Raw genomic sequence first — 24,345 nt, 5'->3', positions numbered from 1 at the left:
TAATTAAATTTTAATGGGTAGTTTGGCTTTTTTCCATGCTTGAAAACCGCCTTTTAAACTGTATACATTTTTAAACTCATTGCGTGTTAATAATCCAGCAATATGTGCTGAACGAGAGCCACTACGACAATATACTAGTAGCTTTTTACGCTTATCCAATGAAGATAATTTACCCTTAACACTAGTAAGTGGAATATGAATATCACCAGCAATATACCCCATCTTTCTCTCCTTTTCTTCTCTAACATCTAATAGGATAAGATCGTTATTATTCATGAGTGTGACCGCCCCATTAGCATCAATATCTTCATATTTTTTTAATTTATCAACAACAATATTGCCAACAAGTAAAGCAATTAATAATATAAGTGTAATGGTTGTAAACATTTGCTCATCAGCAAATAAAAATTCAAGTATTTCCATGGTTTATAAAGTTTTTCCTGTTAAAAAATTGTTCAACATTTCATGACCCTGTTCAGTTAAAATTGATTCTGGGTGAAATTGTACCCCTTCAATGGCAAGTTCTTTGTGTCTAATGCCCATAATTTCGTCTATCTTTCCCTTGTTATCTTTAGTCCATGAGGTAATCTCAAAACAGTTGGGTAGAGTTGATTGTTGTGCTACCAAGGAGTGATAGCGTGTTGCATTGAGTGGATTTTTAAGGTTTGTAAATATACCCTTATTAGTATGGTTAATACTAGACATTTTACCATGCATAATTTTTTTTGCACCAATAATATGTCCACCAAAAGCTTGAACCATAGCCTGAAACCCTAAGCAAACCCCTAAAATTGACATTTTCTTAGAAAAGTATTTAATAGCTTCAATTGAAATCCCAGCCTCATTTGGTGTACAAGGGCCTGGTGAAATTACCAAAAATTTAGGTGCAAGTTTTTCAATGTCTTGTATTGTAATTTCATCGTTACGATACACTTCAACGGCTTGCCCCAACTCTCCAAAATATTGCACCAAGTTATAGGTAAATGAGTCGTAATTGTCAATCATCAGTAACATACTGTGTGTTATTTTACCGCTAAAAAGGAAACAAAATTAAGACACTGAAAATGACAAATACTGTTTTTAAAGCCTGCCATGTTAAATCGCTTAAAGTGGGTTTGCTTGCTATCTGTTATTAGTACATTTTCAATCGATTGACGTTTATTTGTAATCTCAAGCTCGCTATAACCATTGGCGCGTTTAAAATTTAAATGTAATTTGGCTATCTGTTTTTGTTTTTGTTGATCATTAAAATGAATTTTTTCAGAAATAATTAATGCGCCATTTGTATTTAAATCTTTATAAATCCTATTAATTAAGGCTTGTCTATTGTTTGGTGCAATAAATTGCAAGGTTAGATTAAGTACAATAATAGATGCATTTTCAAACTTCATATCGAGGATATCACCACAAATTACATCAACATTATCAATTTTACCTGCTAAATTTTGCTGGCATTTTTTAACCATATCTGGTGAATTGTCAAGGGCAATAATTTGATTATTTGAGTGTGGGTTATTGATACCTAAGGCAATGGAAGTGGCACCTGTTGAAGCGCCAAGGTCATAATAATTAGTATTGTCTTGGCCATAAGTTTTAACACTTAAACTAATCATCTCAATCATAGATTGATAAGCTGGCACTGAGCGTTTAACCATGTCGTCAAACACATTGGCCACTTGTGAATCAAAGGCGAAATTAACTAAGTCATTCTCTTTAGTGAAGATATTATCACGCATTAGTTAGACTGACCAATTTGTTTATTTTTATAAGGTTTATACAGCATATAAATTTTTTATAAAAAATTCACTGACCAATACTTGAGTTGAACCAATGGTAAAAATAGACCTTCTACCCCAAGTATCATGTGTGTGTGTGATTTGTAGTTGACTACGTTTAATACTTTTATCATTAAACAATGCCTCGCCTAAAGGTTTACTACCAATTTTTAATAAGTTTTTTGTGTCATTAGTGATGGGGATAATTGATCTGGCAAATACAACAACCTGATTATCTCCTAAAAGTTCTACTTCACGCACAATAGATTGGCCGTTCCAGTCAAGCAATTCTGCTTCATTAGCATATACAAAAGACTCTATTTGTGATAAAACATTGATGGAAAAATGATTAAATTTTTGCTTTAATTTAGCAGTTAAGGATTGGTGGTCATTAAGCCAAATAAGAACGTGGTTAGGTATATTGCTCACTTGATTTAAGTTTGTCCATATCAAGTTTTTTGTGTTAATCATAGTTGAGTTATTTTACGTTAATTAAGCACTTTTAAGTATTACCATATTGGCTTTTATCATCAGTAATCCAACGAGTAATAAGTGCTTGCTGCTTGTCTTTTCTTAATTTTAAGAATTTTTCTGAGTAAAAATATACTTGTTTGAGTAGATATCTATCACGCACAATATTGGCAATTTTCATATTAGCGATACCTGCTTGCTGTGTGCCTAAAATCTCACCAGGGCCACGAAGCTCTAAGTCTTTTTGTGCAATTTTAAAGCCATCATTTGTTTGTCTTAAGGTGTCAAGTCGTACAAAAGAACTGTGACTGAGTGGCGCCTGATACATTAAAATACAAACGCTAGTATTAGTGTCTCGCCCTGCACGGCTACGTAATTGGTGTAATTGTGAAAGTCCCAATCTTTCAGAGTTTTCAATCACTATGAGTGGTGAGTTGGTGACATTAACCCCAATTTCAATGACTGTGGTGGCGACTAAAACATCAATCTTGTTTTTTAGAAATTGATCCATAATAGTGGATTTTTCATCCTTGTGCATCTTTCCATGAATCAGCACTACGGTTAATTCTTTTAAATTTTCCTGTAGATAATGATGAGTACTGGTGGCAGATTTAGCACGAAGCGTTTCTGATTCTTCAATTAGTGTGCATACCCAATATACTTGATTACCAGTAGTACAAACTTGTTTGATTTTTTCAATCACTTTGTCTTTTTTATCATTGCTAAGTGCAATGGTTTTAGTGGGTTTTCTGCCAGGAGGTAATTCATCAATCACTGAACAATCTAAATCTGCATAGGCACTCATGATTAATGAGGTTGGAATAGGGGTGGCAGTCATGACCAGTTGATGGGGTGTATTGTGTGCTTTTTGTACAAGTGATAAGCGTTGATGTACACCGAATTTATGCTGTTCGTCAATAATCACTAAACCTAATTTATTAAAAACAACTTGAGTTTGAAGGAATACGTGGGTGCCAATGATAATTTTTACTTCATCAATGATAATTTTTTTAAGTCGTTCTACTCTTTGTGTTGCACTTTGTGAACCAGTTAAAAATGCAATATCAATACCCAAAGGGTCTAGATAATTTGAAAATTCTTGTAAATGTTGTGAAGCAAGTGCCTCATTGGGTGCCATAATGGTAACTTGAAATCCATTTTCGATTGCTTGTAAGCAAGCAAATACGGCTACAATAGTCTTTCCTGATCCTACGTCACCTTGTAATAATCTAAGCATTGGAAAGTTCGATGCAAGGTCTGAATTAATTTCATCAATGCTACGCTGTTGTGCTTTCGTTAGTTGAAACCCTAAGACGTTTAGTACTTTTTTGGTTAAAACGTCTTTAATCTTAAAGATATTAGACTTTTTGGATTTACGTTTATCTTTGAGTTGGAGTAAGTTAAGTCGTTGTGCACATAACTCTTCAATAATCAGGCGTTGTTGTGAAGGGTGGTTAAAATTAGTAATTTGTTCGATATTATCATTAACTTTAGGATGGTGTAGTGTCTTCAAAGCCTGTTTAAGAGTAGGCATAGAATTATTTGCTAGATTTTTAAAATTGTCATATAAGTTTGATTGTTGTAAAGTCTCTAATGCAATATCAATCCATTTTTTCATTTGTGCTTGGTGAATATTGGCAGTTAATGCATATATGGGACTGAGTGTTTTTTCTAGTAAGTGAGCCTGCCCTTTAGAGATTAATCGATATTCAGGGTGGTGCATTTCTAAGCTATTTTTGCCAATTTTTATTTCACCAAAGCATTGGATGATATCACCACGAATGAAGTTTTGTTTTTGATTAAAATGAAAAAATCGAAGTAATAAGTCTTGATGACCAGAATCAGATAAGTAGCATAACAGTTGTCGCTGATGAGTTGATACTTGTTCGATATGTTCTATGGTTAGCTGAATTAACACCTCATCACCTACTTGAGCTTGATTTAGCTTAGTTAGCTTGGTTTTGTCTTGATAACGTGTTGGTAGATGAAACAATAAATGTTCCAAATTAAAAATACCAATAGCGTTTAGTTTTTGCTGTATTTTTGGGCCTAATCCATTTAATACAATGATTGGACTAAATAACTGATGCATGAGTAAGAGAAGTTTTATCTAAACAAACCATAAAAATTGTTGCCAAGCTATTTTAGAAAGTTGCATTTTATGATACATTTAGTAGGTGTAATCATAGGGTTCTATTGCCATAATTCCATCCATTTCCACCATTGAGCCCTTGGGTAATTCATTAACACCAACCACCACACGTGCGGGATAAGGTTCATCAAAATAAGTAGACATAATTTCATTGACTTTTGGAAAATTGTTAAGATCAGTGAGATATATATTAAGTTTGACAATATTTTTTAAGTCGCCATTGGATGTTTGACAAACAGCCGTTAAATTTTTAAATACTTGATTAATTTGTTCGCCGATACTGTCGCTGATTATTTCCATTGTTTCTGGTATTAGAGGGATTTGTCCGGATAAATAAACGCTAGAACCGCCAGTAATATGCACTGCTTGAGAGTAAGTACCAATTGCTTTAGGGGCTTTGCTAGTTGAAATAATATGTTTTTGCATGATAAAGTACTTAAGTTAGAATGTATTAATTATACGAAACCTTTGATGAGTTAAGATGAATTTTTTTGATAAAAGATTATTCAAACACCTTGAAAAGTAGTTACATAGATAACTAGTAACCCTACACTTCTTTATTAGTGAAATGTAGTCAGATTTTCATTGTATTCAGGTGTTGGTCGTGCAACTATTGAAAGTTGCAATACAAAGATTGATTTTAGTATGGTGCCCGGGGCCGGAATCGAACCGGCACAACCGTGAAGCCGCAGGATTTTAAGTCCTGTGTGTCTACCAATTTCACCACCCGGGCAATTTTGTGAATTATAAACATATAAAAAGAGTCAATTATATACTAAGCATTGGTAAAATTTCGCTCTTTGTCAAGGTTGAATTGTATGGGAATTGTTAAGTTAATTATTATTGTTTTACTTGTGTGGACAGGATTTTTACTTTTAAAAAAGTTTAGAAAACCAACTGATCGTATTGACCAAAAAACATCGATTAATAAAATGCTCGCTTGTAGTGTTTGTAAGGTTCATATTCCTAAAAATGAGGCAATTATTCAAAATAATAAGGTGTATTGCTCAAAAGAACATTTAGAGTAAGTGATGAAATTTTTACTTGATTTTTTCCCTATTGTCCTATTTTTTGTTATTTATAGGACGATGGGTTTGTATATGGCAATTTATGCTATGATTGGTGCAACTTTTTTGCAGATAATGATTACCCGTTATCGAATGGGTAAGTTTGAAAATATCCATTTAATAACATTTGGTTTATTGGTGTTTTTAGGCGGTATAACACTTGCCCTTAGAGACCCTGCATTTTTAATGTGGAAGGTTAGTGTGTTGTATGTGGTGTTTGCTTTTGTGTTGGTGTTAAGTATGTGGATTGGCAAGAAAACTCTATTACAAAGAATGTTGGGTAAAGAATTAGAATTGCCAAAAAATATGTGGCACCAGCTTAGTTGGTTATGGGGGTTTGGTTTTACAAGCATTGCAATTTTTAATGCTCATTATGTTAATCTTGCTTTAGGTGCTAGAGAGGCGTTATTTACTGCTACTAAACTTGATTCTAAAATTGAATTGACAGAGCTGGATTGTGTAAATACAACGATGGAACAGCTTTGTATTGTTGCCCAGCATACTGAAGAATCTTGGGTTGATTTCAAACTATTTGGCACCATGGGGTTGACATTTACATTGATTATTATAACGATAATTTTTATTAAAAAATACATTAAAGAGGATAAAAAATAATGAGACAAACACCTTTGTATCAAATGCACATAGAGTCGCAAGGAAAGATGGTTGATTTTGGAGATTGGGAAATGCCGCTTAATTACGGTTCACAAATTGAAGAACATCATCAAGTACGCCGTGATGCAGGTATGTTTGATGTCTCGCATATGAGTGTGGTGGATTTTAAAGGCATCGAAGCAAAAGCATTTTTGCAAATTTTGATTGCTAATGATGTTGATAAGTTAAAAATACAAGGTAAGGCGTTATATAGTTGCATGTTAAATGAGTCAGGCGGGGTGATAGATGATTTGATTATTTATTACCAAGATGATGAATATTATCGTATAGTAATTAATGCAGGCACTGCCGAAAAAGATATGACTTGGATTAACGCCCAGGCAAGTGGTTTTGATGTATCGGTTGAGTGTATGTCTAATCTAGCAATGATTGCTGTACAAGGTCCAAATGCAAGGGTAAAGGTATTTACAGCTATGCCAGGGGTTGAAGAGGTTTGTGGTAAGTTAAAGCCATTTAATGCGGCTAGTTTGGGTGGATTATTCATTGCACGTACAGGTTATACAGGCGAAGATGGGTTTGAGATTATACTGTCTTCAAGTTCAGCAAAATTTACTTGGAAAATGTTACTTGAAGCAGGTATTAGGCCTTGTGGCTTGGGTGCGCGTGACACCTTGCGTCTAGAAGCGGGTATGAGTTTGTATGGTTCAGAGATGAGTGATAAGGTTTCACCACTTGAAGCAGCATTAACTTGGACAATTGATCTAACTAATGAAAATCGTGCGTTTATAGGTCGTGATGCATTAGAAATATTAAAAGAAAAAGGCGTTGAAAAGACTATTGTTGGGTTAGTTTTAGAAGGTAAAGGTATAATTCGAAATCATCAAAAAGTAATAACTAGTCTAGGCGAAGGTGAGGTAACTTCAGGCACATTTTCACCCACTATTGGTAAGGCAATTGCACTGGCAAGTGTACCTAAGGGTAGCTTTGGCGTATGTGAAATTGAGATACGAAAAAAGAAAGTTTACGCTAAAATAGTCAAATTGCCATTCGTGCGTAATGGAAAAGTATTGGTTTAAGTAAGTAAGCAAAGTCCTGCTTGAGAAAATTTAGGAGAACAACATGAGCGAAATAAGAGACGATAGACAATACACACAAACTCACGAGTGGATTTTAGATCATGGCGATGGCACTTATACCATGGGTATTACTGATCATGCACAAGCACTATTAGGTGATATGGTATTTGTGGAATTACCCAACATTGATGATGAGGTCTCTATTGAGGATGAATTTTGTGTGGTTGAATCTGTTAAAGCAGCTAGTGGTGTTTATGCACCTGCTGATTTGCAAATTATTAAAGTCAATAAGGCACTTGATGACGAGCCAGAACTGATTAATTATAGTTGTTATGATGATGGTTGGCTGGTCAAATTTAAGTCTCATTCAGTTGATGATTTGATGAATGTCGCTGTTTATGCGCAAATACTAGACTAGATTTAAATTGATTAACGCTTTAGTTGCCTATAAAGGCAAATCTGCGCGTATTGTTAGTCAAACGATGCATAAATTTGCATTAGAGTTTGATGATGGTTCTTTGCGATCGGTACGGGAAAAAGATTTCCGTTTTATTCATCCTGAATTTGTTCAAATAAGTGGTGCTTGTGTACAAGCAGATATTACTGTTCTTGAAAATTTTCAAAAAGAAGTATTAACATTAGAAGAAATAACACAATGGTTGTTTGACGAATATAGTGCCAAAAATGCTTGGTGTAGTTATATTTTAATTGAAGATGGTTTATATCTTTATTGGCAAAAAGATAAAGTTTTTGTACGCCCAACCTCTCAAGTTGAAAGCATCCAAACTAAGCGTGACGTTCAAATTTTTGAGGCTAAAAACCTTAAACACTGTGTGGATAATATTAGTAACAATACCTTTGATGAGCAAGATTTACCTTACATTGAAGAAATTGTAAAAGTTGCGTTAAATCAATCTAAGTATGCTAAGATTTTGGCCAATTCTGATATAGAAAATACGCCTGAATCTGCGTATAAATTGTTATTAAGACTTGACTATTTCAAGCCAAGCTTTAATCCATATCCGGCACGTTATAATATTTCTAAGGATGAGCAAATTGATGTTAGCATGGCACAAATTGAGCGGGTTGATTTAACGTATTTATCCAGTTATGCAATAGATAATGCTGATTCAAATGATGCTGATGATGCAATTAGTATTGATGGAGATAAGATTTTTGTTCATATTGCTGACGTGTCCTTGATTGCTACTGTTGGTTCTGAGTTGGACGCTTATGCACAAGAGCGTGCTTCTAATTTATATTTGCCTGAACAAATTATTCATATGTTGCCTATTTCTGCGACAAAAATGTGTGCATTAGGGTTGGCTGAAACGTCAAACGCTTTGTCGATAGGGTTTACTTTAGAATCAGGTGAAATTGATCATATTGAAGTGGTCCATAGTTTAATTAAAGTGACTAATATAAATTACGATGATGCAGATGAGATGTTAGTGTCTAATGAACATTTATCCAAATTACAAAGTATTACAAAGGCGCATAAAAAATATAGAGACAATTGTGGTGCAATCAGTTTAAATTTACCCAATGTTGATGTTAAATTTAAGCAAGGCCAAGTATCAATTTTGACACAAAGTTCAAGTCAAAGTCGTGAATTAGTGGCTGAAATGATGATAATGGCAGGTCGTGTTGTTGCACAATTTTCTATTGATAATGACATTGTTATGCCTTATGTAATTCAAGATAAAGGCAAGTTTCCACAAGAAACATTGGATAATAAAGACGTATTATCTTTATCTGAATCGTTTAAAGCTACAAAATTTTTTAGACACTCAGCCATATCCACAAAGAATTTGCCACATTTTGGACTAGGCCTTAAAGTGTATTTACGTATTACTAGTCCACTTAGAAGGTATCTTGATTTGCTTGCACATCAGCAGCTTAGCTGTTTCATTAAAGGTGAAGATACACTAGGCAAGGAAGATGTTAAAAAGATTATTGGCATTCATAATACCATCATGTCCACTGTTGGTAGAACAGTACGTTCTAGTAATGACCATTACAAATGCGTTTATTTACTTTATAACCCATCATGGCAGGGCGAAGGTATTGTGATAGATACACGTGGTGATAAAGTATTATTTATGATTCCTGAACTGGGTATGATGACACAAATTAAGTTTAAAATTTTGCCTAAGCTAGATGAAAAGGTAGCGTTAAAGGTAACAACCGTTGATTTAGTTGATTGTCGTGCTAATTTCAAGGCGATTTAATTGATGATTAATTTTAATTGCATTGCCTTGGTTATTTGACCAGTCTCCTAATACGTATCTAGTAAAGTCATCATTAACATGAGTGTCTAATCGATGTGTGTGTCCGTGAATAAGATTTGCACCAGGGTATTTTTGCATTAATTGATTGACGGTTGTTGTATTGACATCCATAATCTCGTATGATTTATGTTTTTGAGCTTTAATGCTTTTTTTGTGTAATTGAGCACTAATTTTTAAGCGTAATTTTGCTTTCAAATGCAAAAAAATAAATTTTGTGATTGGGTGTTGTAATACGTTCTTTAAATACTGGTAGCTCTCGTCATCAGTGCATAACTCATCGCCATGTGTGAGTATATATTGTTGGTTATTGGTTTCAAGTAAGTAAGGCGTATCAATCAAAATACAATGAGTTTGTTTGACAAAGTCATCGCCTAGTAAAAAATCACGATTCCCAGTCATGATAAAAATTTTAGTTTTAAGACTTAGTGTTTTTAACGCTAAGACAACCTTTTGATAATAATCAATTGATAAGTCATCACCCAACCAAACATTAAATAAATCTCCAAGAATAAAAAGTTGGTCAGCCATAATTGCCTGCTCTTGGCAAAACTTAATAAAAAGACGGGTTTTGTCCGTCTCATTAGCAATAAGGTGTAAATCCGCTATGATAAGCGTTTGAATCATTATGAAACGTCGTATGCCTTATTGACAATGACAGAGTCATTTGGTACGTCACCATGACCACTATTATTGCTAGTAGCAACTTGGTTAATTTTGTCAACTATCACAAAGCCTTCAACAACTTCACCAAATACGCAATAGCCCCAACCATCTTGACCAGGAAAATCTAAGAATGAGTTATCAGATGTGTTGATAAAGAATTGTGAACTGGCAGAGTGTGGCGCAGAAGTTCTGGCCATAGACAGCGAATATTTGGTATTTTTTAAACCATTTTTAGCTTCATTTTCAATTTCAGATTTGGTATTTTTTTGGTTCATGTCTTTTGTAAAGCCACCACCTTGAATCATAAAATTTTTAATCACACGATGAAAAATAGTATCGTTATAAAAGCCATCATTTATATAATCAATAAAATTTTGTGCGCTGACTGGTGCGTTTTTAGTGTCAATGTCAATATGAATTTTGCCCATGTTGGTTTCAAAAATAACCATGTGTTAAAATGCATTTGAAGAAAAAATGTAATTATACGTTATAATTTCATTAAACAAACTTCATAAAGCTATAAACATTCAAGTATAATTACGTTCTTTTTTTAAGCAATATATTATAGGGCTAGTTATGTACGCAGTTATTAAGACAGGTGGTCAACAATTTAGAGTTGAACAGGGTACAACTTTAAAAATTGAAAAATTAGAAATTGAATCTGGTAAAAAAGTTACTTTCAAAGAGGTATTAATGGTTGCCGATGGTGATAATGTTCGAGTGGGTACACCTTTTGTGCCTAAAGTAACTGTTGAGGCAAAAATTATTTCACAAGGCAAAGAGAAAAAAGTGCATATTCTTAAATTCCGTCGTCGTAAACATTCAATGAAACAACAAGGTCATCGTCAATTGTTTACTGAAATTGAAATTGTTAAAATTAAGGCATGAAGGAGTAATTTATGGCACATAAAAAAGCAGGTGGCAGCACTAATAACGGTAGAGATTCCGTATCAAAACGTCTAGGTGTTAAAAGATTTGGTGGTCAAGTTGTATTATCTGGTAATATTTTAGTCCGTCAAAGGGGCACTAAATTTCATCCAGGCACTAATGTTCGCAAGGGTAAAGATGACACATTGTTTGCCACAATGGATGGTAAAGTTATTTTTGCTAAAAAAGGTAAATTTATGCATCAGTATGTTTCGATTGAAACTGCGTAATTTCACGCACTAATATTTTTTTAAAAGTGCTTTTCGAGCGCTTTTTTTTGTTAATTAAAATATGGCTACTTCGTTTGTTTAAAATTTTATGAAATACGCTATTATATTCCCAGGTCAAGGATCACAATCTTTGGGCATGTTGTCAGAACTTGCTAATCATTATCTCATTGTAAAAGAAATATTTACTGAGGCGAGTGATGCATTGGGTTTTGATCTTTGGGCATTAACACAACAAGATCAAAACGCCCTTAATCAAACACAAAATACTCAACCAGCCATGTTGGCTGCAGGTTATGCCACTTATTTGGCACTTACCCATAAACATGATTTATTTCCTATTTGTATGGCGGGTCATAGTTTGGGTGAATATACAGCCTTAGTAGTATCGGGCGCTCTAGGATTTAGTGATGGTATTAAACTGGTTAAAAAGCGCGCAGAATTGATGCAATCAGCAGTGCCTGAAGGGGTGGGTGCAATGGCGGCTATTTTGGGTTTGGAGGATAGCGTTGTGGTTAAATTATGTGCGGATTATTCAGGTCGTGGTATTGTTGAAGCGGTTAACTTTAATTCATTAGGACAAGTGGTTATTGCAGGCAATAAAGAGGCTGTAGAGGTTGCTTGTCAATTGATGAAAACTGCAGGCGCTAAGCGTGCGGCGATATTGTCAGTTAGTGTACCATCACATTGTTCATTAATGAACAATGCAGCAGTTGAGTTTAAAAACATTGTAGATGTCGTTCAGTTTAATAAAAATAGTATTGATGTGTTACATAACTTTGATGCACTTAAAGCAACTGACGTTGATGATATAAAAACTAAATTAGTCGCACAACTACATAGACCAGTATTATGGACAAATACCGTTCAAGCGATGCACAATATGGGCGTTGAAAAATTAATTGAATCTGGCCCGGGTAGAGTACTTACAGGTTTAACAAGAAGAATTGAAAAATCATTAACGGCTAATGCCATATTGGATTCAGTCAGCATAGAAATAGCTTTAGAGGAAATTTTATCATGAATAATTTGAAAGGAAAAATCGTATTAGTAACAGGCGCAAGTCGTGGTATTGGTCAAGCAATTGCTTTGATTTTGGGTGCAGCAGGTGCAACTATCATTGGTACGGCAACTAGTGATAAAGGCGTAAATTCAATTAGTGCAACATTAAAATATAATGGAATGACAGGTATAGGCATGATACTTAATGTGACTAATAATGATCAAATTGCTAAGGTAATAAAGTCTATTGTTAGTATTTATGGCGTTATTGATATCTTGGTTAATAATGCAGGTATTACCCGTGATAATCTACTCATACGCATGAAAGAAGATGAATGGGATGATATTATGAATACCAATTTGACTTCTGTTTATAAAATGTCAAAAGCCGTATTGCGTGGTATGATGAAGAAAAAAGCGGGTCGTATTATTTCTATTGCTTCTGTTGTTGGTGCTATGGGCAATGCAGGCCAAACTAACTATGCCGCTGCTAAGGCAGGCATTATGGGATTTACCAAATCATTGGCTCGTGAAGTGGGCTCTCGTGATATTACCGTTAATGTAGTTGCTCCTGGTTTTATTGAAACAGATATGACTAATGCACTACCTAAAGAACAAAAAGTGGCCTTATCACAACAAATTCCAATGAATCGTTTAGGTACAGTTGATGAAGTTGCAAATGTAGTATTATTTTTAGCAAGTGATGGTGGCTCCTATATCACAGCACAGACATTACATGTGAATGGCGGCATGTACACGGTTTAAAATTGGTATCATTTCTCAAGGAATTGATAATAACGATTTTAATTATAAGGAATTAAAAATTTAATGATATGAGTGAAGAATTACTACAAAGAAAAAGGGCTCAATAAAAAACCTGAAAAAATAGATAAGTTGGATTTTTTGATTGTGCTATATGGTTTTAACTGTAAAAACGAGTGCTTTTTAGATATTATTATTTATCTACTTCTTAATATATTTTTTAGCACTAGTAAAAAACTCTAGCAATCATTAAAAACAATAGTCCTCACAAATCTAAACAGAACTAGCTTTTACTTATTTAATCAGTGAAATAAAGCTAAAGAATACTAGCAATACATTTAAAATTTAAAGGTTGATTATTATAAAGAAATATCAATTTTAGAATTATTTTGGAGAAACGGTGTTAATAAGAAAAAATTAAGTAAATATACAAATACCTATATTCAAAAACATAATGAAAGTTACCCTTTATACTTATCCAAAATAATTAATGATGACTATTGATAACTAGAGACAGTTTTTAAGAGATGGAAGTTTTTCAATGAATATGTATTTAAATTATTTTAAATGTAGTTTAAAAAATTACGTAACTATAATTAGGAGTCTATTCTACGACTTTTAAAAAATTGTTGCAATAGATCTTTGCATTGGTCAGCTAGAATACCACCCTGAATATTTATTGAGTGGTTAAAACATTGACTGTTTTGCAAATTTATACACGACCCGCAAACGCCTGATTTTTGATCATAAGCGCCAAATACAATGTATGATACACGTGCATGCACTATAGCACCTAAGCACATAGTACAAGGTTCCAAAGTAACATATAAGGTTGTGTCATACAATCGATAGTTGTTTAGTTGTTTTCCTGCAGCGCGTAATAATTGTATTTCTGCATGGGCAGTTGGGTCGTTGTTTGAAATGGGCTGGTTGTATGCACTGCTAATTAATTGATTGTTTTGTATTAAAATAGCACCAACAGGCACTTCATTTACTTTTTGTGCTTGTTTAGCTTGTTCAATAGCAAGCGTCATCCATTGCGCATCAGTCGGTGCGCTTATTCCCATTCAATGGTTGCTGGTGGTTTCCCAGAAACGTCATAAACTACACGTGAAATACGAGAGATTTCATTCATGATTCGGTTAGATACTAAATCTAGAAAATCATACGGCAATCTTGCCCAGCGAGCTGTCATAAAATCAATGGTTTCAACAGCACGTAATGCAATAACGTAGTCATAACGACGCTCATCTCCAGTAATGCCAACTGATTTAATAGGTAGGAATACAGCAAAGGCTTGATTGACTGTGTCGTATAAATTGTTTTTATGTAACTCATCCATGAAAATAGCATCAGCTTGTCTTAAAATATTGGCGTATTCTTGTTTCACTTGCCCTAGAATACGTACACCTAGGCCAGGACCTGGGAATGGATGGCGATAAATAATATGTGGTGGGATACTTAGTTTAACGCTAATTTTACGCACTTCGTCTTTGAATAATTCTTTTAGAGGTTCCACTAATTTGAATTGTAAATCGTTTGGTAAGCCACCAACATTATGGTGTGATTTAATAAGTTTAGCTTTGCCATATTTTGCGTCTGCTGATTCAATAACATCTGGATAAATCGTACCTTGAGCTAAAAACTGGATGTTATCGAGTTTTTTAGCTTCTTCTTCAAACACTTCAATAAATGCACGGCCAATAATTTTGCGTTTTGCCTCAGGCTCATTTTCATTTAATAATGCGTCATAGAATTTTTTATGAGCATTAGCACGTATGACTTTCATGTCCATATTTTGTGCAAAGATTTGCATTACTTCATTTCCTTCATTGAAACGTAAAAGGCCATTATCAACAAATACACAAGTGAGTTGCTTACCCACTGCTTGTTGCAAAAGTACGGCAACTACTAAGGAATCTACACCACCAGATAGTCCTAATAAAATATTAGCATTGCCAATTTGATCTTTAAGGTTTTGTACTAATTTAGCGATGATATTGTCCGTTGTCCAGTTTTTTTCACATTGACAAATACCGCTGATAAAGCGTTCTAAAATGCGTTCACCTTGTTTGGTATGAGTAACCTCTGGGTGAAATTGTAAGCCATAATAATGTTTTTCTACATTAGCAAACCCTGCTATATTACAGTTATCTGTAGAAGCAATTAGTTTAAATCCATTTGGCAATTGTTCTACCTCAATTCCGTGACTCATCCATACATCTAATAAACCATGACCTTCATCACTAATGTCACTTAGTAATGGTGAGTGGTTGCGAACACGAACTTTGGCAAAACCATATTCATGTTTGTTGGCTGAAGTGGCACGACCACCAAGTTGTATCGCCATAGTTTGCATGCCATAACAAATACCCAGTATCGGTATGTTGAGATCAAATATAATACTTGGTGCTTTGGCAGCATTATCAAGTGTGACTGTGTCAGGACCACCTGAAAGAATGATACCTTTAGGATTGAGCTTTTTAATAAATTCACTATCTACATCATAGGGAAATAATTCACAATAAACACCAATTTCACGCACACGACGGGCAATAAGCTGGGTATATTGAGAACCAAAATCAAGAATAAGGATTTTATCAAGGTGAATATTGTTCATCATGGTGTCAGCGTTAAATAATTCTATTATAAGACGACTATTTTAATGAAAATTTTAGACCGCTACATTGTTAAAACCATGGCCTTTTACACATCAGCCGTTATGCTAGTTTGGTTAGGTATTTATGCATTTTTTAACTTTCTTGAAGAGGTTACGTTTATAGGACAGGCTAATTATACGGTATTTGAAGTTACAAAATACGTGATTTCAGATATTCCTGCAGTTGTGTATTCGTATTCATCAGTTATTATTTTATTAGGCTCGCTTTTGGCATTGGGTCATCTGGCATCTACTTCTCAGTTGGTTGTTATTAGAAGTGCAGGTGTATCAATCATGCAAATTTCAAATATTGTTGTTCGGGCTGCATTGATGTTTATTGCCATTGTTATTTTTATAGGCGAGTTGGTTACACCAATAACTATTGAATATGCAGAAAGTTTACGCGCTAAAGCATTAGGGGAAAATATAACGTTTAAGAATCAACAGGGGTTTTGGTTGAAAGACAGTGAGCTTTTTATTCATGTTAAGAAAAATTTTGATGGTAAATCATTCCAAGATGTTACCCTCATTAAATTACGAGCGCCAGATACGTTGGATTCTATCGTACATTCTGATAGTGCTATTTCTAATGGAGATAACTTAGAACTTAGTCAGTCAATCCATTATCAGTTTGGGAAGGATGGTAATTTAACAACATTTTCTGAAAATAATTTTGAGAAATACAGTGTCCAAGTGTCGTTTAATAAAAAACTGATAGAAAATCTTAAAAAAGACCCGCGTGAATTATCAACTTGGCATCTTTATCAACAAATACGTTTTTTAACAATTAATCATCTTGCTGCTGATATTTTTGAAGTAGAAATATACAAACGTCTTATGAAGCCTATTACTTTGATTGCGATGATATTATTTTCAATGTTGTTTGTTTTTGGTTCACTTCGTGACGCATCACTTGGTAAAAATATTTTCTTAGGTTTGATGATGAGCTTATTTTTTGAGTTAGCTTCGCGTATTGGTGGTGTATTGTCACTTCGGTTTGATTATAATCACTTCTTGAGCGCCTCAATACCAACATTGCTGATGTTAGTTTTTGTATGGGCATTGTTAAAGAAAAAATCAGCTACTTAATTATGATAAAGGTACTAGTACAAATTTCAAAACCAAAGTTTAAAAAACCAAATAAATTTCAAGTATTGTTGTTAAATGATGATTACACAACTATGGAATTTGTGATTGATGTGCTTGTACAATTTTTTTCAAAAAGTGAAGAAGCAGCCCAAGCAACTATGCTTAAAATTCACATAGAGGGAGAGGGAATTTGCGGTATTTTTTCATATGATATTGCACAAACTAAAGTAACGCAGGTGATAGAGTTTGCACGTAAAAATGAACAACCATTAATATGTGTATTGCGTGAGTTGAAGATATAATAAAATCATGATTGAGACAGGATTACAACAAGAAATTAATTATGTTATGACCCAAGCGCGTAATAATCGTTTAGAATTTGTAACGGTTGAGCATTTGCTTCTAGCATTGCTTAATATAGATGAAGTGATCACTTTTTTAAGAAATAAACGAGTTGATGCTGATGAATTTCAAAATGAATTAGAGTGTTATATTGATTCACATACACCGCTCATTGCACTTGATTCTAATATTGATATTGTGCCAACAATAGGTTTTCAACGTGTTTTACAACGTAGTGTTTATCAGGCACAATCTGCACAAAGAAATACGATATATGCAATGAATGTACTGGTGAGTATTTTTTCTGAAAAGGAGTCCTATGCGGTTTATTTGTTAAAACTTAATAATATTTCACGCTTAGATGCCATGAAAGGTATTTTAAATAGAGTGTCAGAACCTATTATAAGTGAGTCAAAAATTGAACTAGGTAAGAAAAAACCCAAACAATCCTCATTGGAAATTTATACAATAAATCTATGTGAAAAAGCTAAATCTGGGAAAATAGACCCCCTATTTGGTAGGGAGGAAGAGGTTATTCGTACAGTGCAAGTATTGTCTAGACGTCGTAAAAATAACATACTGTTTGTCGGTCTTGCTGGTGTTGGCAAAACAGCTATTGCACAAGGTATTGCTTTAAAAATTATTGAAGGAAAAGTACCAGACGTTTTAAAGAAAGCTAGTATTTATTCACTAGATATTGGCGTACTCATTGCAGGCACAAAATATCGAGGCGATTTTGAGAAACGCTTTAAAATAGTACTAACAGATTTGGAAAAAATTCCACAGGCTATTTTGTTTATTGATGAAATTCATACATTGATTGGTGCAGGTAGCGTTTCTGGTGGTTCATTGGATGCATCTAATTTATTAAAACCTGCATTAGCTGATGGTACACTTAGATGTATGGGCTCAACCACTTATGAAGAGTATCGAAAAATATTTGAAAAAGATCATGTATTGTCACGTCGTTTTCAAAAAATTGATATTGATGAGCCTTCAGTAGTAGATACTGTCAAAATTTTGCAAGGTCTTAAAAAATATTACCAAAATCATCATAAAGTTAAATATTCAGTGGCGGCATTAAGCTCTGCTGCTGAATTGTCTCATCGTTATATGAATGATCGCCGCTTACCAGATAAAGCCATTGATGTGATTGATGAAGCAGGTGCTTATCAACAAATTCAGCCTAAATCAAAACGTAAAATTAATATTGGTGTGGGTGATATTGAAAATATTATTGCCAAATTAGCGCGTATTCCGTCTAAACAAGTGACTAATGATGACAAATTTTTACTTAAAAACTTAGAAGTAGAGCTTAAATTAGATGTGTTTGGACAAGATTACGCACTGAGTAGCCTATCTACGGCGATTAAGTTGTCACGTTCAGGTTTGGCGCAAGTTGATAAACCAATGGGATCTTTTCTTTTTGCGGGTCCAACGGGTGTGGGTAAGACAGAAATTTGCAAGCAATTGGCTCGAATTATGGGGGTTAAGTTGTTGCGTTTTGATATGAGTGAGTATGGAGAGCGTCATTCAATTTCTAGACTAATTGGTTCACCACCAGGCTATGTAGGTTATGATGAAGGTGGTTTACTGACTGAAGCGGTTAATGCCAGCCCATATGCTGTACTACTACTTGATGAGATTGAGAAAGCCCACATGGATATTTTTAATCTATTACTGCAAGTCATGGACAACGGCAAAATGACTGATGCTAATGGTCGAGAGACTGACTTTAGAAATGTAATTTTAGTGATGACATCAAATGCTGGCGCGCAAAGTGTTCAACGTGCATCAATGGGTTTTAGTGAACAAGACCATTCATTAGATTATGAAACTGAATTGAAGAAATCATTCACACCAGAATTTAGAAATCGTTTATCAGAAGTTATTTATTTTAATGCACTTAATGAACAAACCATTATTTATGTGGTAAACAAGTTCTTATTTGAATTAGAAGAAGCATTAGAAAATAAACAAGTTTCGCTCATTGTATCTAAGGCTGCCAGAAAATGGTTTGCAAGGCATGGTTATGATACTAAGATGGGTGCACGACCTATGACACGCTTGATTGAAAAAGAAGTCCGTAAGCCGCTAGCAGATGAGTTATTGTTTGGTAAATTAATCAATGGTGGCTTGGTGAAAATTGGTGTTAAAAAAGACAGAATTACCCTTGCAATACAATCATGATGCAAAACATTTTCTAATTAAAGATGAAAATTTTAATTAGCAATGATGATGGCTATCAAGCTCCAGGGATTGTGCAGCTTGCTCAATCTTTAACACAAGAACATGAGATTATTGTGGTTGCGCCTAGTGAAAATAAATCAGCTTCTAGTAGTTCACTCACGTTTGATAATCCTTTAAGGCCAATTCAAATATCAAACAATGTTTATAAAATTGATGCAACGCCAAGTGATTGTGTGCATTTAGCTCTATGTGGCTTCTTAAATGAAAAAATTGATTTAGTGGTGACAGGTATTAATTTTGGCGCTAATTTGGGTGATGATGTAATTTATTCAGGTACCGTTGCTGGCGCGATAGAGGGTCGATTTTTAGGCTTGCCATCTGTGGCGATATCACTAGCAAGTTGGAAAGGTCAACATTTTGAGACGGCAGGCATCATTGCAAAACAATTAATTAACCAAATATCTCATACTCAGTTGTCACATGATACTGTGCTAAATGTCAATGTACCAGATGTGTCTTTGAATTATATTAAAGGATTTCAAACAACGCGTTTAGGAAAACGCCATATGTCAGAGCAAAGTGTTGCTGATAAAGATGACCCAACTCTTTACTGGATTGGTGAAAATGGTAAAGAGGCCGATAATGGCGTAGGTACAGATTTTCATGCCATTGCTAATTATTATGTATCAGTCACTCCTTTACAAATTGATTTAACTAAATATAATGAGATTGATACGGTGTCAAAATGGCTAAATCAAATCAAATAATAACAATCTTATTTATTTAGTTTAATTTTAATATTACTAGATTTCTTTGTTATTCATGGGTGATGGATAATTGAACATTAAATGCGTTGTGGTTAACTTTAGGATGTTATTACTGTTGTTTAAAATCTAGCGTTAGTAAAAAATTGTTTTTGTGTTAATGGTATGTATAAATGTCTCATTTTTGAGGTTTTTAAAAGTTTCACATCTAGTTTTGACTTTCATACTTTGGCAAAATATTTTTGGATGATTTAGTTCAATTTATTTAAATCTATGATTATCTAGAGCGCTGTTTATTGGTTTATTAAATCTTTTATCATACACTCAAAAAAGACAGTAAAATAGTGTTATAGTTTGAGTGTTCTTAGCTTTATTTTTGTTAATAGCCTTTAGTTGGTATGGTGTGAGTAATTTTTCAGTATTCAGTTATGGCTTTTTATTCAACATTATTGTAAATAACTAAGGAATAAGCATTGAATTTTAAATAAGACAAAACTTCTGTGGTTAAAAAACCAACTACCAACTCATGATTTTCCTAATATCATTTACATCGATAGTGAGTCTTTTACATTATCGCATATGGGTGTTTATGGTTATGAGTGTTATTATAAATGATAAAAATCATTCGTTTTAAAACTTGACGTGAACAGTATCAATAGATATTTATTGACAAGTATCAAGTTTTATTAGATTAAATTCTAGATACCAATCAACTAAAAGTTGTTGGCAATCTGAATAGATATAAATTTGAATTCAAATAATGTGTAAATTATTTATAGATAATATTGAAGTAGCGTATATAATTTTTTCTATTATTGTATTAGTATGCTACTTACTTTGAGTAAGTGATATTTTGTATAATTCGTTTCAAAGACTATTAAACCACTGTGTAGCTTTAAGGTTTGAAAAAATATGAGCAATAATTAAACGTAGAAGTGGATTTAAATAACTTAATTTATGCTTTCTGTATACATAAAAATCAATAATATAGATACAGGCAATGATAAAGAAATGGTTTTAATTCGGTTCCAGCAAATGTAGTTATTTTTTTACACTTTAGTTCTAAAAATAGAACAACAAGAAAATGCATAAAAACAATTAGCCATAGCAGCCACTTATTGATAAAAACACAGAAAATACTACTAGTATCTAATAAAAAAATGATGATTTGCCATAATGTGTAAATAAACAAAAACCAATGCCAAAAGTTATAGTATATAGTTTGATAAATCTAGAATCATAAAAACCATGATATCCAGCCCTAGATGCTAGTAATGTAACACCGATAAATACAACACTAAGTCAAATAATTAAACTATTTTTTAAGAATTAAACACACTAAATGTTGTGTAAACTTATCGTTTTGTTAAATATCAGTTCATCGCTTGATTGATTGTCTCGACAAAAATATCCTTCACGTTCAAACTGATAAGCGAATTCAGGTTTGCTATTAACCATACTAGGTTCTACTACACCATAACTGGTGATTAGTGATTGAGGATTAAATAACTGTTCAAAGTGATCATTTTTACCAGGGTTTTCAAGTGTGAATAATCGCTCATATAATCTAAATTCTGCTTTGAACGCTTTACTGGCCTCAACAAAATGAATTACGCCTTTGACTTTACGACCATCTGCAGGATTTTTACCCAATGTATTAGGGTCGTATATTGCGTATACGATGGTAATATTACCATCAAAATCGGTGTCAAAAGTAGTTGCATGAATTACATAAGCAGATCGTAGACGTACTTCTTTATTGATTGCCAGTCGTTTAAATTTTTTATTAGGAACTATTTCTTTAAAGTCTGCCCTGTCAATATATAATTCACGAGAGAAGAATATATCACGTTTACCCATTGTCTCATTTTGTGGATGAATGGGGGCTTTTAAGGTTTCAATTTTGCCTTCTGGATAATTTTCAATAATGATACGTATTGGATCAATCACGCCCATTGTACGTGGTGCCTTGATATTTAAATCATTACGTACAGCGGCTTCTAAAATTGTTATGTCTGTAATGCTATCCACTTTAGAAATACCAATTCGATTGACAAAGTCGCGAATACTGGTCGCAGTATAACCACGACGACGAAGCCCTGAGAGCGTAGGCATACGTGGATCATCCCAGCCAGGTATCAATCCATCTTCGACTAATTTTTGTAATTTACGTTTTGACATGACGGTATATTCTAAATTTAGCCGTGAAAACTCATATTGATGTGGACGATTAGGTTTATTAAAATCATTTATGTTTTCTAGTATCCAATCATATAGGCGCCGATTGTCTTGAAATTCCAATGTGCATAAAGAGTGAGTTACACCTTCAATCGCATCACTAATACAATGAGCAAAATCATACATTGGATAAATACGCCATTGATTACCAGTTTGATGATGTTTATCAAAGCGAATACGGTATAGAGTTGGGTCACGCATACACATAAATGGACTACTCATATCAATTTTGGCACGTAGTACACACTCACCTTCTAAAAATTCACCTGCTTTCATTTTTGCAAATAATTCTAAATTTTCTAGAATTGATGTATTTCTATAAGGACTATTTTCCCCAACTTTTTTTAAAGTGCCTCTATAGGTGCGAGCTTCATCTGCATTTAAAAAACAAATGTAAGCTAGATTTTTATTAATAAGTTCAATGGCATACTCATAAAACTGGTTAAAATAATGAGAACTGTACTTAATGTCACCATCCCATGCAAATCCAAGCCATTTAATGTCTGTTTTAATGGCGTCTATAAATTCAACATCTTCTTTAGCAGGATTAGTATCATCAAATCGCAAATTACATTGCCCCTTGTAATCTTTTGCTAAACCAAAATTTAGACAAATTGATTTAGCATGTCCAATATGCAAATAACCATTAGGCTCAGGCGGAAAACGTGTTTGAATGGAAGTATACAATTTTTGCTCCAAATCGTTATCAATTTTGTTGCGGATAAAGTTGGTGTGGATGGCCTTATTCATAAGATTTGTATTATAGTGAATAATAATAGTAAAATTCATGTTATGAAGTTATCAATCAAATATCCAAATATCGTTAGATTTACTTTCTTGCAATTGACAGTATTATCAATGCCGTTATTTGTGTTAAATGTTAAATATATGTCAGAGTTGATAATTTTTATTTTGATAATTTTTGGCATATATTTCTCTACATATGAAAAAGTACTTCCTTTTATGCATGATCAGTTAAAGTTGTATAGTTATTTGATTTTTGTGTTTTTCTTGTCTATTGTCATGTCTGTAATTTTATCGGATAATCCAAGCCATGGAATTAGCAAAATTGGTTCCAATATTCATTTTTTAGTTGCACCATTTGTGGCATATAGTATTTTTAAATGTAATGTCAATTTTAAGCATATGGTGTTAGCAATTAAGCTAAGTATTATTATTGGAAGTATCTATGCTGTTTACCAGAATTCTTACTTAGGTATTGACAGGGTAGAAGCAGGGGCTGATTCACCCACAATATTTGGCTTTATTATGGTATTTTTTGCTTTTGTTGCTATCATTGATGTTTGGAGTCAAACTAATAAAGAAAAATTATTTTCATTTCTTATTTTCTTATTGGCGTCATACTCTATAATTTTAAGTGGTACACGTATCTCATGGATGATATTTTTAGTGTTATTTTTCAGTGTTATATTTATTTGGTTTATTCAAGGATGCTTAACTAAGAAAGGCTTGTTACTAATTGTGGTAACAGCAGTTATTACAACAGTTTTTTTTATACATAGTAAACAAGTTAATGATAGAATTAACGTTGCTTTTGAAGAGATTAAAACTTTTTCTAAAAATAAAAATTCGTATGGTTCTATAGATCTAAGATTATCAATGTGGCGTGGTGGTTTGGCAGCTTTTAAGCAACAACCAATAATTGGTTATGGTTATCAAAATACTGGGCTTGCAGCTAGTAGATATACATCTGGTAGTTATGAAAAAGGACTTATTAAAGGTCAAAAAATGCTACATAATGACTATATTAATTCCCTAGTTGGATTTGGTATTGTGGGTTTGCTGGTGTTATTAATGTTGTTATTTTTACCTTTGGCTATATTTTTCAAACGATTAAGAACTAATAAGGATTTTACTAAAAATGCAATTGGTCTATTATTTATTATTGCCTTATCAGTGTACGCTATTACCGACAGTATATATTCTCACAATGTAATGCGGAGCTTCGTTGTATTTTTCTTAGGTGTTTTACTTCCTGTGCCTACAAAAAGTAGACTTACTTCTTAGTAGGTTT

General features: G+C 33.4%; 25 protein-coding genes and 1 tRNA gene. 14 read left to right on the top strand and 12 right to left on the bottom strand.

Annotated features, from left to right (window positions below):
• Nucleotides 1-3: 3 nt before the first annotated feature.
• From RMAG_RS04630 to RMAG_RS04600, 7 genes are all read right to left on the bottom strand, one after another.
• Nucleotides 4-423, bottom strand: coding sequence for a rhodanese-like domain-containing protein (locus RMAG_RS04630; protein WP_011738270.1), 420 nt, complete (start codon nucleotides 421-423; stop codon nucleotides 4-6).
• Nucleotides 424-426: 3 nt separating this feature from the next.
• Nucleotides 427-1,014 carry an anthranilate synthase component II gene (locus RMAG_RS04625; protein ID WP_011738269.1) on the bottom strand — a complete coding sequence of 196 codons (588 nt, stop codon included), beginning with the start codon at nucleotides 1,012-1,014 and terminating at the stop codon, nucleotides 427-429.
• An 8-nt stretch (nucleotides 1,015-1,022) separates the two neighbouring features.
• Nucleotides 1,023-1,736 (bottom strand): carboxy-S-adenosyl-L-methionine synthase CmoA, encoded by a 714-nt coding sequence (gene cmoA / locus RMAG_RS04620; RefSeq protein ID WP_011738268.1) that lies wholly within the window; start codon nucleotides 1,734-1,736, stop codon nucleotides 1,023-1,025.
• A 36-nt stretch (nucleotides 1,737-1,772) separates the two neighbouring features.
• On the bottom strand, nucleotides 1,773-2,246 hold the full coding sequence (locus RMAG_RS04615) for a chorismate--pyruvate lyase family protein (RefSeq protein WP_011738267.1): 474 nt from the start codon (nucleotides 2,244-2,246) through the stop codon (nucleotides 1,773-1,775).
• Between the two features lie 31 nt (nucleotides 2,247-2,277).
• On the bottom strand, nucleotides 2,278-4,338 hold the full coding sequence (recG, locus tag RMAG_RS04610; protein ID WP_011738266.1) for an ATP-dependent DNA helicase RecG: 2,061 nt from the start codon (nucleotides 4,336-4,338) through the stop codon (nucleotides 2,278-2,280).
• Between the two features lie 78 nt (nucleotides 4,339-4,416).
• Nucleotides 4,417-4,824, bottom strand: coding sequence for a Rid family detoxifying hydrolase (locus RMAG_RS04605; protein WP_011738265.1), 408 nt, complete (start codon nucleotides 4,822-4,824; stop codon nucleotides 4,417-4,419).
• Between the two features lie 220 nt (nucleotides 4,825-5,044).
• Nucleotides 5,045-5,131 (bottom strand) — tRNA-Leu (locus tag RMAG_RS04600).
• A gap of 85 nt (nucleotides 5,132-5,216) precedes the next feature.
• On the opposite strand from RMAG_RS04600, the gene RMAG_RS04595 reads away from it, so the two are divergent.
• From RMAG_RS04595 to RMAG_RS04575, 5 genes are read left to right on the top strand one after another with little or no spacing between them, the layout of a single operon-like run.
• A complete protein-coding gene (locus RMAG_RS04595) occupies nucleotides 5,217-5,426 on the top strand; it encodes a PP0621 family protein (RefSeq protein WP_024792227.1) in 210 nt (69 codons plus the stop codon).
• 3 nt (nucleotides 5,427-5,429) lie between these two features.
• Nucleotides 5,430-6,080: an inner membrane-spanning protein YciB gene (locus tag RMAG_RS04590; protein WP_011738263.1), complete on the top strand. Its 651-nt coding sequence runs from the start codon at nucleotides 5,430-5,432 to the stop codon at nucleotides 6,078-6,080.
• Nucleotides 6,080-7,156, top strand: a complete 1,077-nt coding sequence (gene gcvT, locus RMAG_RS04585) for a glycine cleavage system aminomethyltransferase GcvT (protein ID WP_011738262.1) — start codon at nucleotides 6,080-6,082, stop codon at nucleotides 7,154-7,156. The genes RMAG_RS04590 and gcvT overlap by 1 nt, the downstream gene beginning before the upstream one ends.
• 43 nt (nucleotides 7,157-7,199) lie before the next feature.
• Complete coding sequence (gcvH, locus tag RMAG_RS04580) at nucleotides 7,200-7,574, top strand: glycine cleavage system protein GcvH (RefSeq protein WP_011738261.1); 375 nt, start codon at nucleotides 7,200-7,202, stop codon at nucleotides 7,572-7,574.
• Between the two features lie 7 nt (nucleotides 7,575-7,581).
• Nucleotides 7,582-9,387, top strand: a complete 1,806-nt coding sequence (locus RMAG_RS04575) for a ribonuclease catalytic domain-containing protein (RefSeq protein WP_011738260.1) — start codon at nucleotides 7,582-7,584, stop codon at nucleotides 9,385-9,387.
• Here RMAG_RS04575 and RMAG_RS04570 read toward each other — a convergent pair.
• On the bottom strand, nucleotides 9,352-10,071 hold the full coding sequence (locus RMAG_RS04570; RefSeq protein ID WP_011738259.1) for a UDP-2,3-diacylglucosamine diphosphatase: 720 nt from the start codon (nucleotides 10,069-10,071) through the stop codon (nucleotides 9,352-9,354). The two genes, RMAG_RS04575 and RMAG_RS04570, sit on opposite strands and share 36 nt — an antisense overlap.
• Nucleotides 10,071-10,559 (bottom strand): peptidylprolyl isomerase, encoded by a 489-nt coding sequence (locus RMAG_RS04565; protein ID WP_011738258.1) that lies wholly within the window; start codon nucleotides 10,557-10,559, stop codon nucleotides 10,071-10,073. Before RMAG_RS04565 ends, RMAG_RS04570 begins: the two co-directional genes overlap by 1 nt.
• Nucleotides 10,560-10,686: 127 nt before the next feature.
• On the opposite strand from RMAG_RS04565, the gene rplU reads away from it, so the two are divergent.
• The 4 genes from rplU to fabG all read left to right on the top strand — a co-directional run bounded on the left by rplU (nucleotide 10,687) and on the right by fabG (nucleotide 13,031).
• Entirely contained in the window at nucleotides 10,687-10,998 is a 312-nt protein-coding gene (rplU, locus tag RMAG_RS04560) for a 50S ribosomal protein L21 (protein WP_011738257.1), read from the top strand.
• 11 nt (nucleotides 10,999-11,009) lie between these two features.
• A complete protein-coding gene (rpmA, locus tag RMAG_RS04555) occupies nucleotides 11,010-11,267 on the top strand; it encodes a 50S ribosomal protein L27 (RefSeq protein ID WP_011738256.1) in 258 nt (85 codons plus the stop codon).
• Nucleotides 11,268-11,355: 88 nt separating this feature from the next.
• On the top strand, nucleotides 11,356-12,288 hold the full coding sequence (fabD, locus tag RMAG_RS04550; RefSeq protein WP_011738255.1) for an ACP S-malonyltransferase: 933 nt from the start codon (nucleotides 11,356-11,358) through the stop codon (nucleotides 12,286-12,288).
• The gene (fabG, locus tag RMAG_RS04545; protein WP_011738254.1) at nucleotides 12,285-13,031 is read left to right on the top strand and encodes a 3-oxoacyl-ACP reductase FabG; all 747 of its coding nucleotides are present in this window, start codon (nucleotides 12,285-12,287) and stop codon (nucleotides 13,029-13,031) included. The genes fabD and fabG overlap by 4 nt, the downstream gene beginning before the upstream one ends.
• A 593-nt stretch (nucleotides 13,032-13,624) precedes the next feature.
• Here the strand turns inward: fabG and tadA are convergent.
• Nucleotides 13,625-14,095, bottom strand: a complete 471-nt coding sequence (gene tadA, locus RMAG_RS04540) for a tRNA adenosine(34) deaminase TadA (protein ID WP_011738253.1) — start codon at nucleotides 14,093-14,095, stop codon at nucleotides 13,625-13,627.
• Entirely contained in the window at nucleotides 14,086-15,651 is a 1,566-nt protein-coding gene (gene guaA, locus RMAG_RS04535; RefSeq protein WP_011738252.1) for a glutamine-hydrolyzing GMP synthase, read from the bottom strand. The genes tadA and guaA overlap by 10 nt, the downstream gene beginning before the upstream one ends.
• Before the next feature lie 42 nt (nucleotides 15,652-15,693).
• Here guaA and lptG point away from each other — a divergent pair, with 42 nt between their 5' ends.
• The 4 genes from lptG to surE are packed head-to-tail and all read left to right on the top strand — an operon-like array spanning nucleotide 15,694 to nucleotide 20,075.
• Nucleotides 15,694-16,776: an LPS export ABC transporter permease LptG gene (lptG, locus tag RMAG_RS04530; protein WP_011738251.1), complete on the top strand. Its 1,083-nt coding sequence runs from the start codon at nucleotides 15,694-15,696 to the stop codon at nucleotides 16,774-16,776.
• Nucleotides 16,743-17,078 (top strand): ATP-dependent Clp protease adapter ClpS, encoded by a 336-nt coding sequence (clpS, locus tag RMAG_RS04525; protein ID WP_235093694.1) that lies wholly within the window; start codon nucleotides 16,743-16,745, stop codon nucleotides 17,076-17,078. Before lptG ends, clpS begins: the two co-directional genes overlap by 34 nt.
• Before the next feature lie 7 nt (nucleotides 17,079-17,085).
• The gene (gene clpA / locus RMAG_RS04520; protein WP_011738249.1) at nucleotides 17,086-19,308 is read left to right on the top strand and encodes an ATP-dependent Clp protease ATP-binding subunit ClpA; all 2,223 of its coding nucleotides are present in this window, start codon (nucleotides 17,086-17,088) and stop codon (nucleotides 19,306-19,308) included.
• A gap of 23 nt (nucleotides 19,309-19,331) precedes the next feature.
• On the top strand, nucleotides 19,332-20,075 hold the full coding sequence (surE, locus tag RMAG_RS04515; protein WP_011738248.1) for a 5'/3'-nucleotidase SurE: 744 nt from the start codon (nucleotides 19,332-19,334) through the stop codon (nucleotides 20,073-20,075).
• A gap of 1,335 nt (nucleotides 20,076-21,410) precedes the next feature.
• Here surE and RMAG_RS04510 read toward each other — a convergent pair.
• The gene (locus tag RMAG_RS04510; RefSeq protein WP_011738247.1) at nucleotides 21,411-23,060 is read right to left on the bottom strand and encodes a glutamine--tRNA ligase/YqeY domain fusion protein; all 1,650 of its coding nucleotides are present in this window, start codon (nucleotides 23,058-23,060) and stop codon (nucleotides 21,411-21,413) included.
• Nucleotides 23,061-23,102: 42 nt separating this feature from the next.
• On the opposite strand from RMAG_RS04510, the gene RMAG_RS04505 reads away from it, so the two are divergent.
• On the top strand, nucleotides 23,103-24,338 hold the full coding sequence (locus RMAG_RS04505; protein WP_011738246.1) for an O-antigen ligase family protein: 1,236 nt from the start codon (nucleotides 23,103-23,105) through the stop codon (nucleotides 24,336-24,338).
• Nucleotides 24,339-24,345: the final 7 nt, after the last annotated feature.

Origin of the sequence: Candidatus Ruthia magnifica str. Cm (Calyptogena magnifica) (assembly GCF_000015105.1) — a bacterium.
In the GTDB taxonomy this organism is placed as follows: Bacteria; Pseudomonadota; Gammaproteobacteria; order PS1; family Pseudothioglobaceae; genus Ruthia; species Ruthia magnifica.
The sequence above is the reverse complement of the archived record's forward strand: the minus strand, read 5'-3'. Positions and strand labels throughout refer to the sequence as shown.

What these genes read in the sequence shown, in the direction of transcription:
- guaA (WP_011738252.1), bottom strand. Translation starts at nt 15,651, where the DNA reads ATGATGAACAATATTCACCTTGATAAAATCCTTATTCTTGATTTTGGT.
- recG (WP_011738266.1), bottom strand. Translation starts at nt 4,338, where the DNA reads ATGCATCAGTTATTTAGTCCAATCATTGTATTAAATGGATTAGGCCCA.
- fabD (WP_011738255.1), top strand. Translation starts at nt 11,356, where the DNA reads ATGAAATACGCTATTATATTCCCAGGTCAAGGATCACAATCTTTGGGC.
- lptG (WP_011738251.1), top strand. Translation starts at nt 15,694, where the DNA reads ATGAAAATTTTAGACCGCTACATTGTTAAAACCATGGCCTTTTACACA.
- gcvT (WP_011738262.1), top strand. Translation starts at nt 6,080, where the DNA reads ATGAGACAAACACCTTTGTATCAAATGCACATAGAGTCGCAAGGAAAG.
- gcvH (WP_011738261.1), top strand. Translation starts at nt 7,200, where the DNA reads ATGAGCGAAATAAGAGACGATAGACAATACACACAAACTCACGAGTGG.
- RMAG_RS04595 (WP_024792227.1), top strand. Translation starts at nt 5,217, where the DNA reads ATGGGAATTGTTAAGTTAATTATTATTGTTTTACTTGTGTGGACAGGA.
- RMAG_RS04605 (WP_011738265.1), bottom strand. Translation starts at nt 4,824, where the DNA reads ATGCAAAAACATATTATTTCAACTAGCAAAGCCCCTAAAGCAATTGGT.
- RMAG_RS04630 (WP_011738270.1), bottom strand. Translation starts at nt 423, where the DNA reads ATGGAAATACTTGAATTTTTATTTGCTGATGAGCAAATGTTTACAACC.
- RMAG_RS04625 (WP_011738269.1), bottom strand. Translation starts at nt 1,014, where the DNA reads ATGTTACTGATGATTGACAATTACGACTCATTTACCTATAACTTGGTG.
- rpmA (WP_011738256.1), top strand. Translation starts at nt 11,010, where the DNA reads ATGGCACATAAAAAAGCAGGTGGCAGCACTAATAACGGTAGAGATTCC.
- RMAG_RS04615 (WP_011738267.1), bottom strand. Translation starts at nt 2,246, where the DNA reads ATGATTAACACAAAAAACTTGATATGGACAAACTTAAATCAAGTGAGC.
- RMAG_RS04565 (WP_011738258.1), bottom strand. Translation starts at nt 10,559, where the DNA reads ATGGTTATTTTTGAAACCAACATGGGCAAAATTCATATTGACATTGAC.
- RMAG_RS04510 (WP_011738247.1), bottom strand. Translation starts at nt 23,060, where the DNA reads ATGAATAAGGCCATCCACACCAACTTTATCCGCAACAAAATTGATAAC.
- surE (WP_011738248.1), top strand. Translation starts at nt 19,332, where the DNA reads ATGAAAATTTTAATTAGCAATGATGATGGCTATCAAGCTCCAGGGATT.
- RMAG_RS04505 (WP_011738246.1), top strand. Translation starts at nt 23,103, where the DNA reads ATGAAGTTATCAATCAAATATCCAAATATCGTTAGATTTACTTTCTTG.
- RMAG_RS04590 (WP_011738263.1), top strand. Translation starts at nt 5,430, where the DNA reads ATGAAATTTTTACTTGATTTTTTCCCTATTGTCCTATTTTTTGTTATT.
- RMAG_RS04570 (WP_011738259.1), bottom strand. Translation starts at nt 10,071, where the DNA reads ATGATTCAAACGCTTATCATAGCGGATTTACACCTTATTGCTAATGAG.
- rplU (WP_011738257.1), top strand. Translation starts at nt 10,687, where the DNA reads ATGTACGCAGTTATTAAGACAGGTGGTCAACAATTTAGAGTTGAACAG.
- clpS (WP_235093694.1), top strand. Translation starts at nt 16,743, where the DNA reads ATGGGCATTGTTAAAGAAAAAATCAGCTACTTAATTATGATAAAGGTA.
- clpA (WP_011738249.1), top strand. Translation starts at nt 17,086, where the DNA reads ATGATTGAGACAGGATTACAACAAGAAATTAATTATGTTATGACCCAA.
- fabG (WP_011738254.1), top strand. Translation starts at nt 12,285, where the DNA reads ATGAATAATTTGAAAGGAAAAATCGTATTAGTAACAGGCGCAAGTCGT.
- cmoA (WP_011738268.1), bottom strand. Translation starts at nt 1,736, where the DNA reads ATGCGTGATAATATCTTCACTAAAGAGAATGACTTAGTTAATTTCGCC.
- tadA (WP_011738253.1), bottom strand. Translation starts at nt 14,095, where the DNA reads ATGGGAATAAGCGCACCGACTGATGCGCAATGGATGACGCTTGCTATT.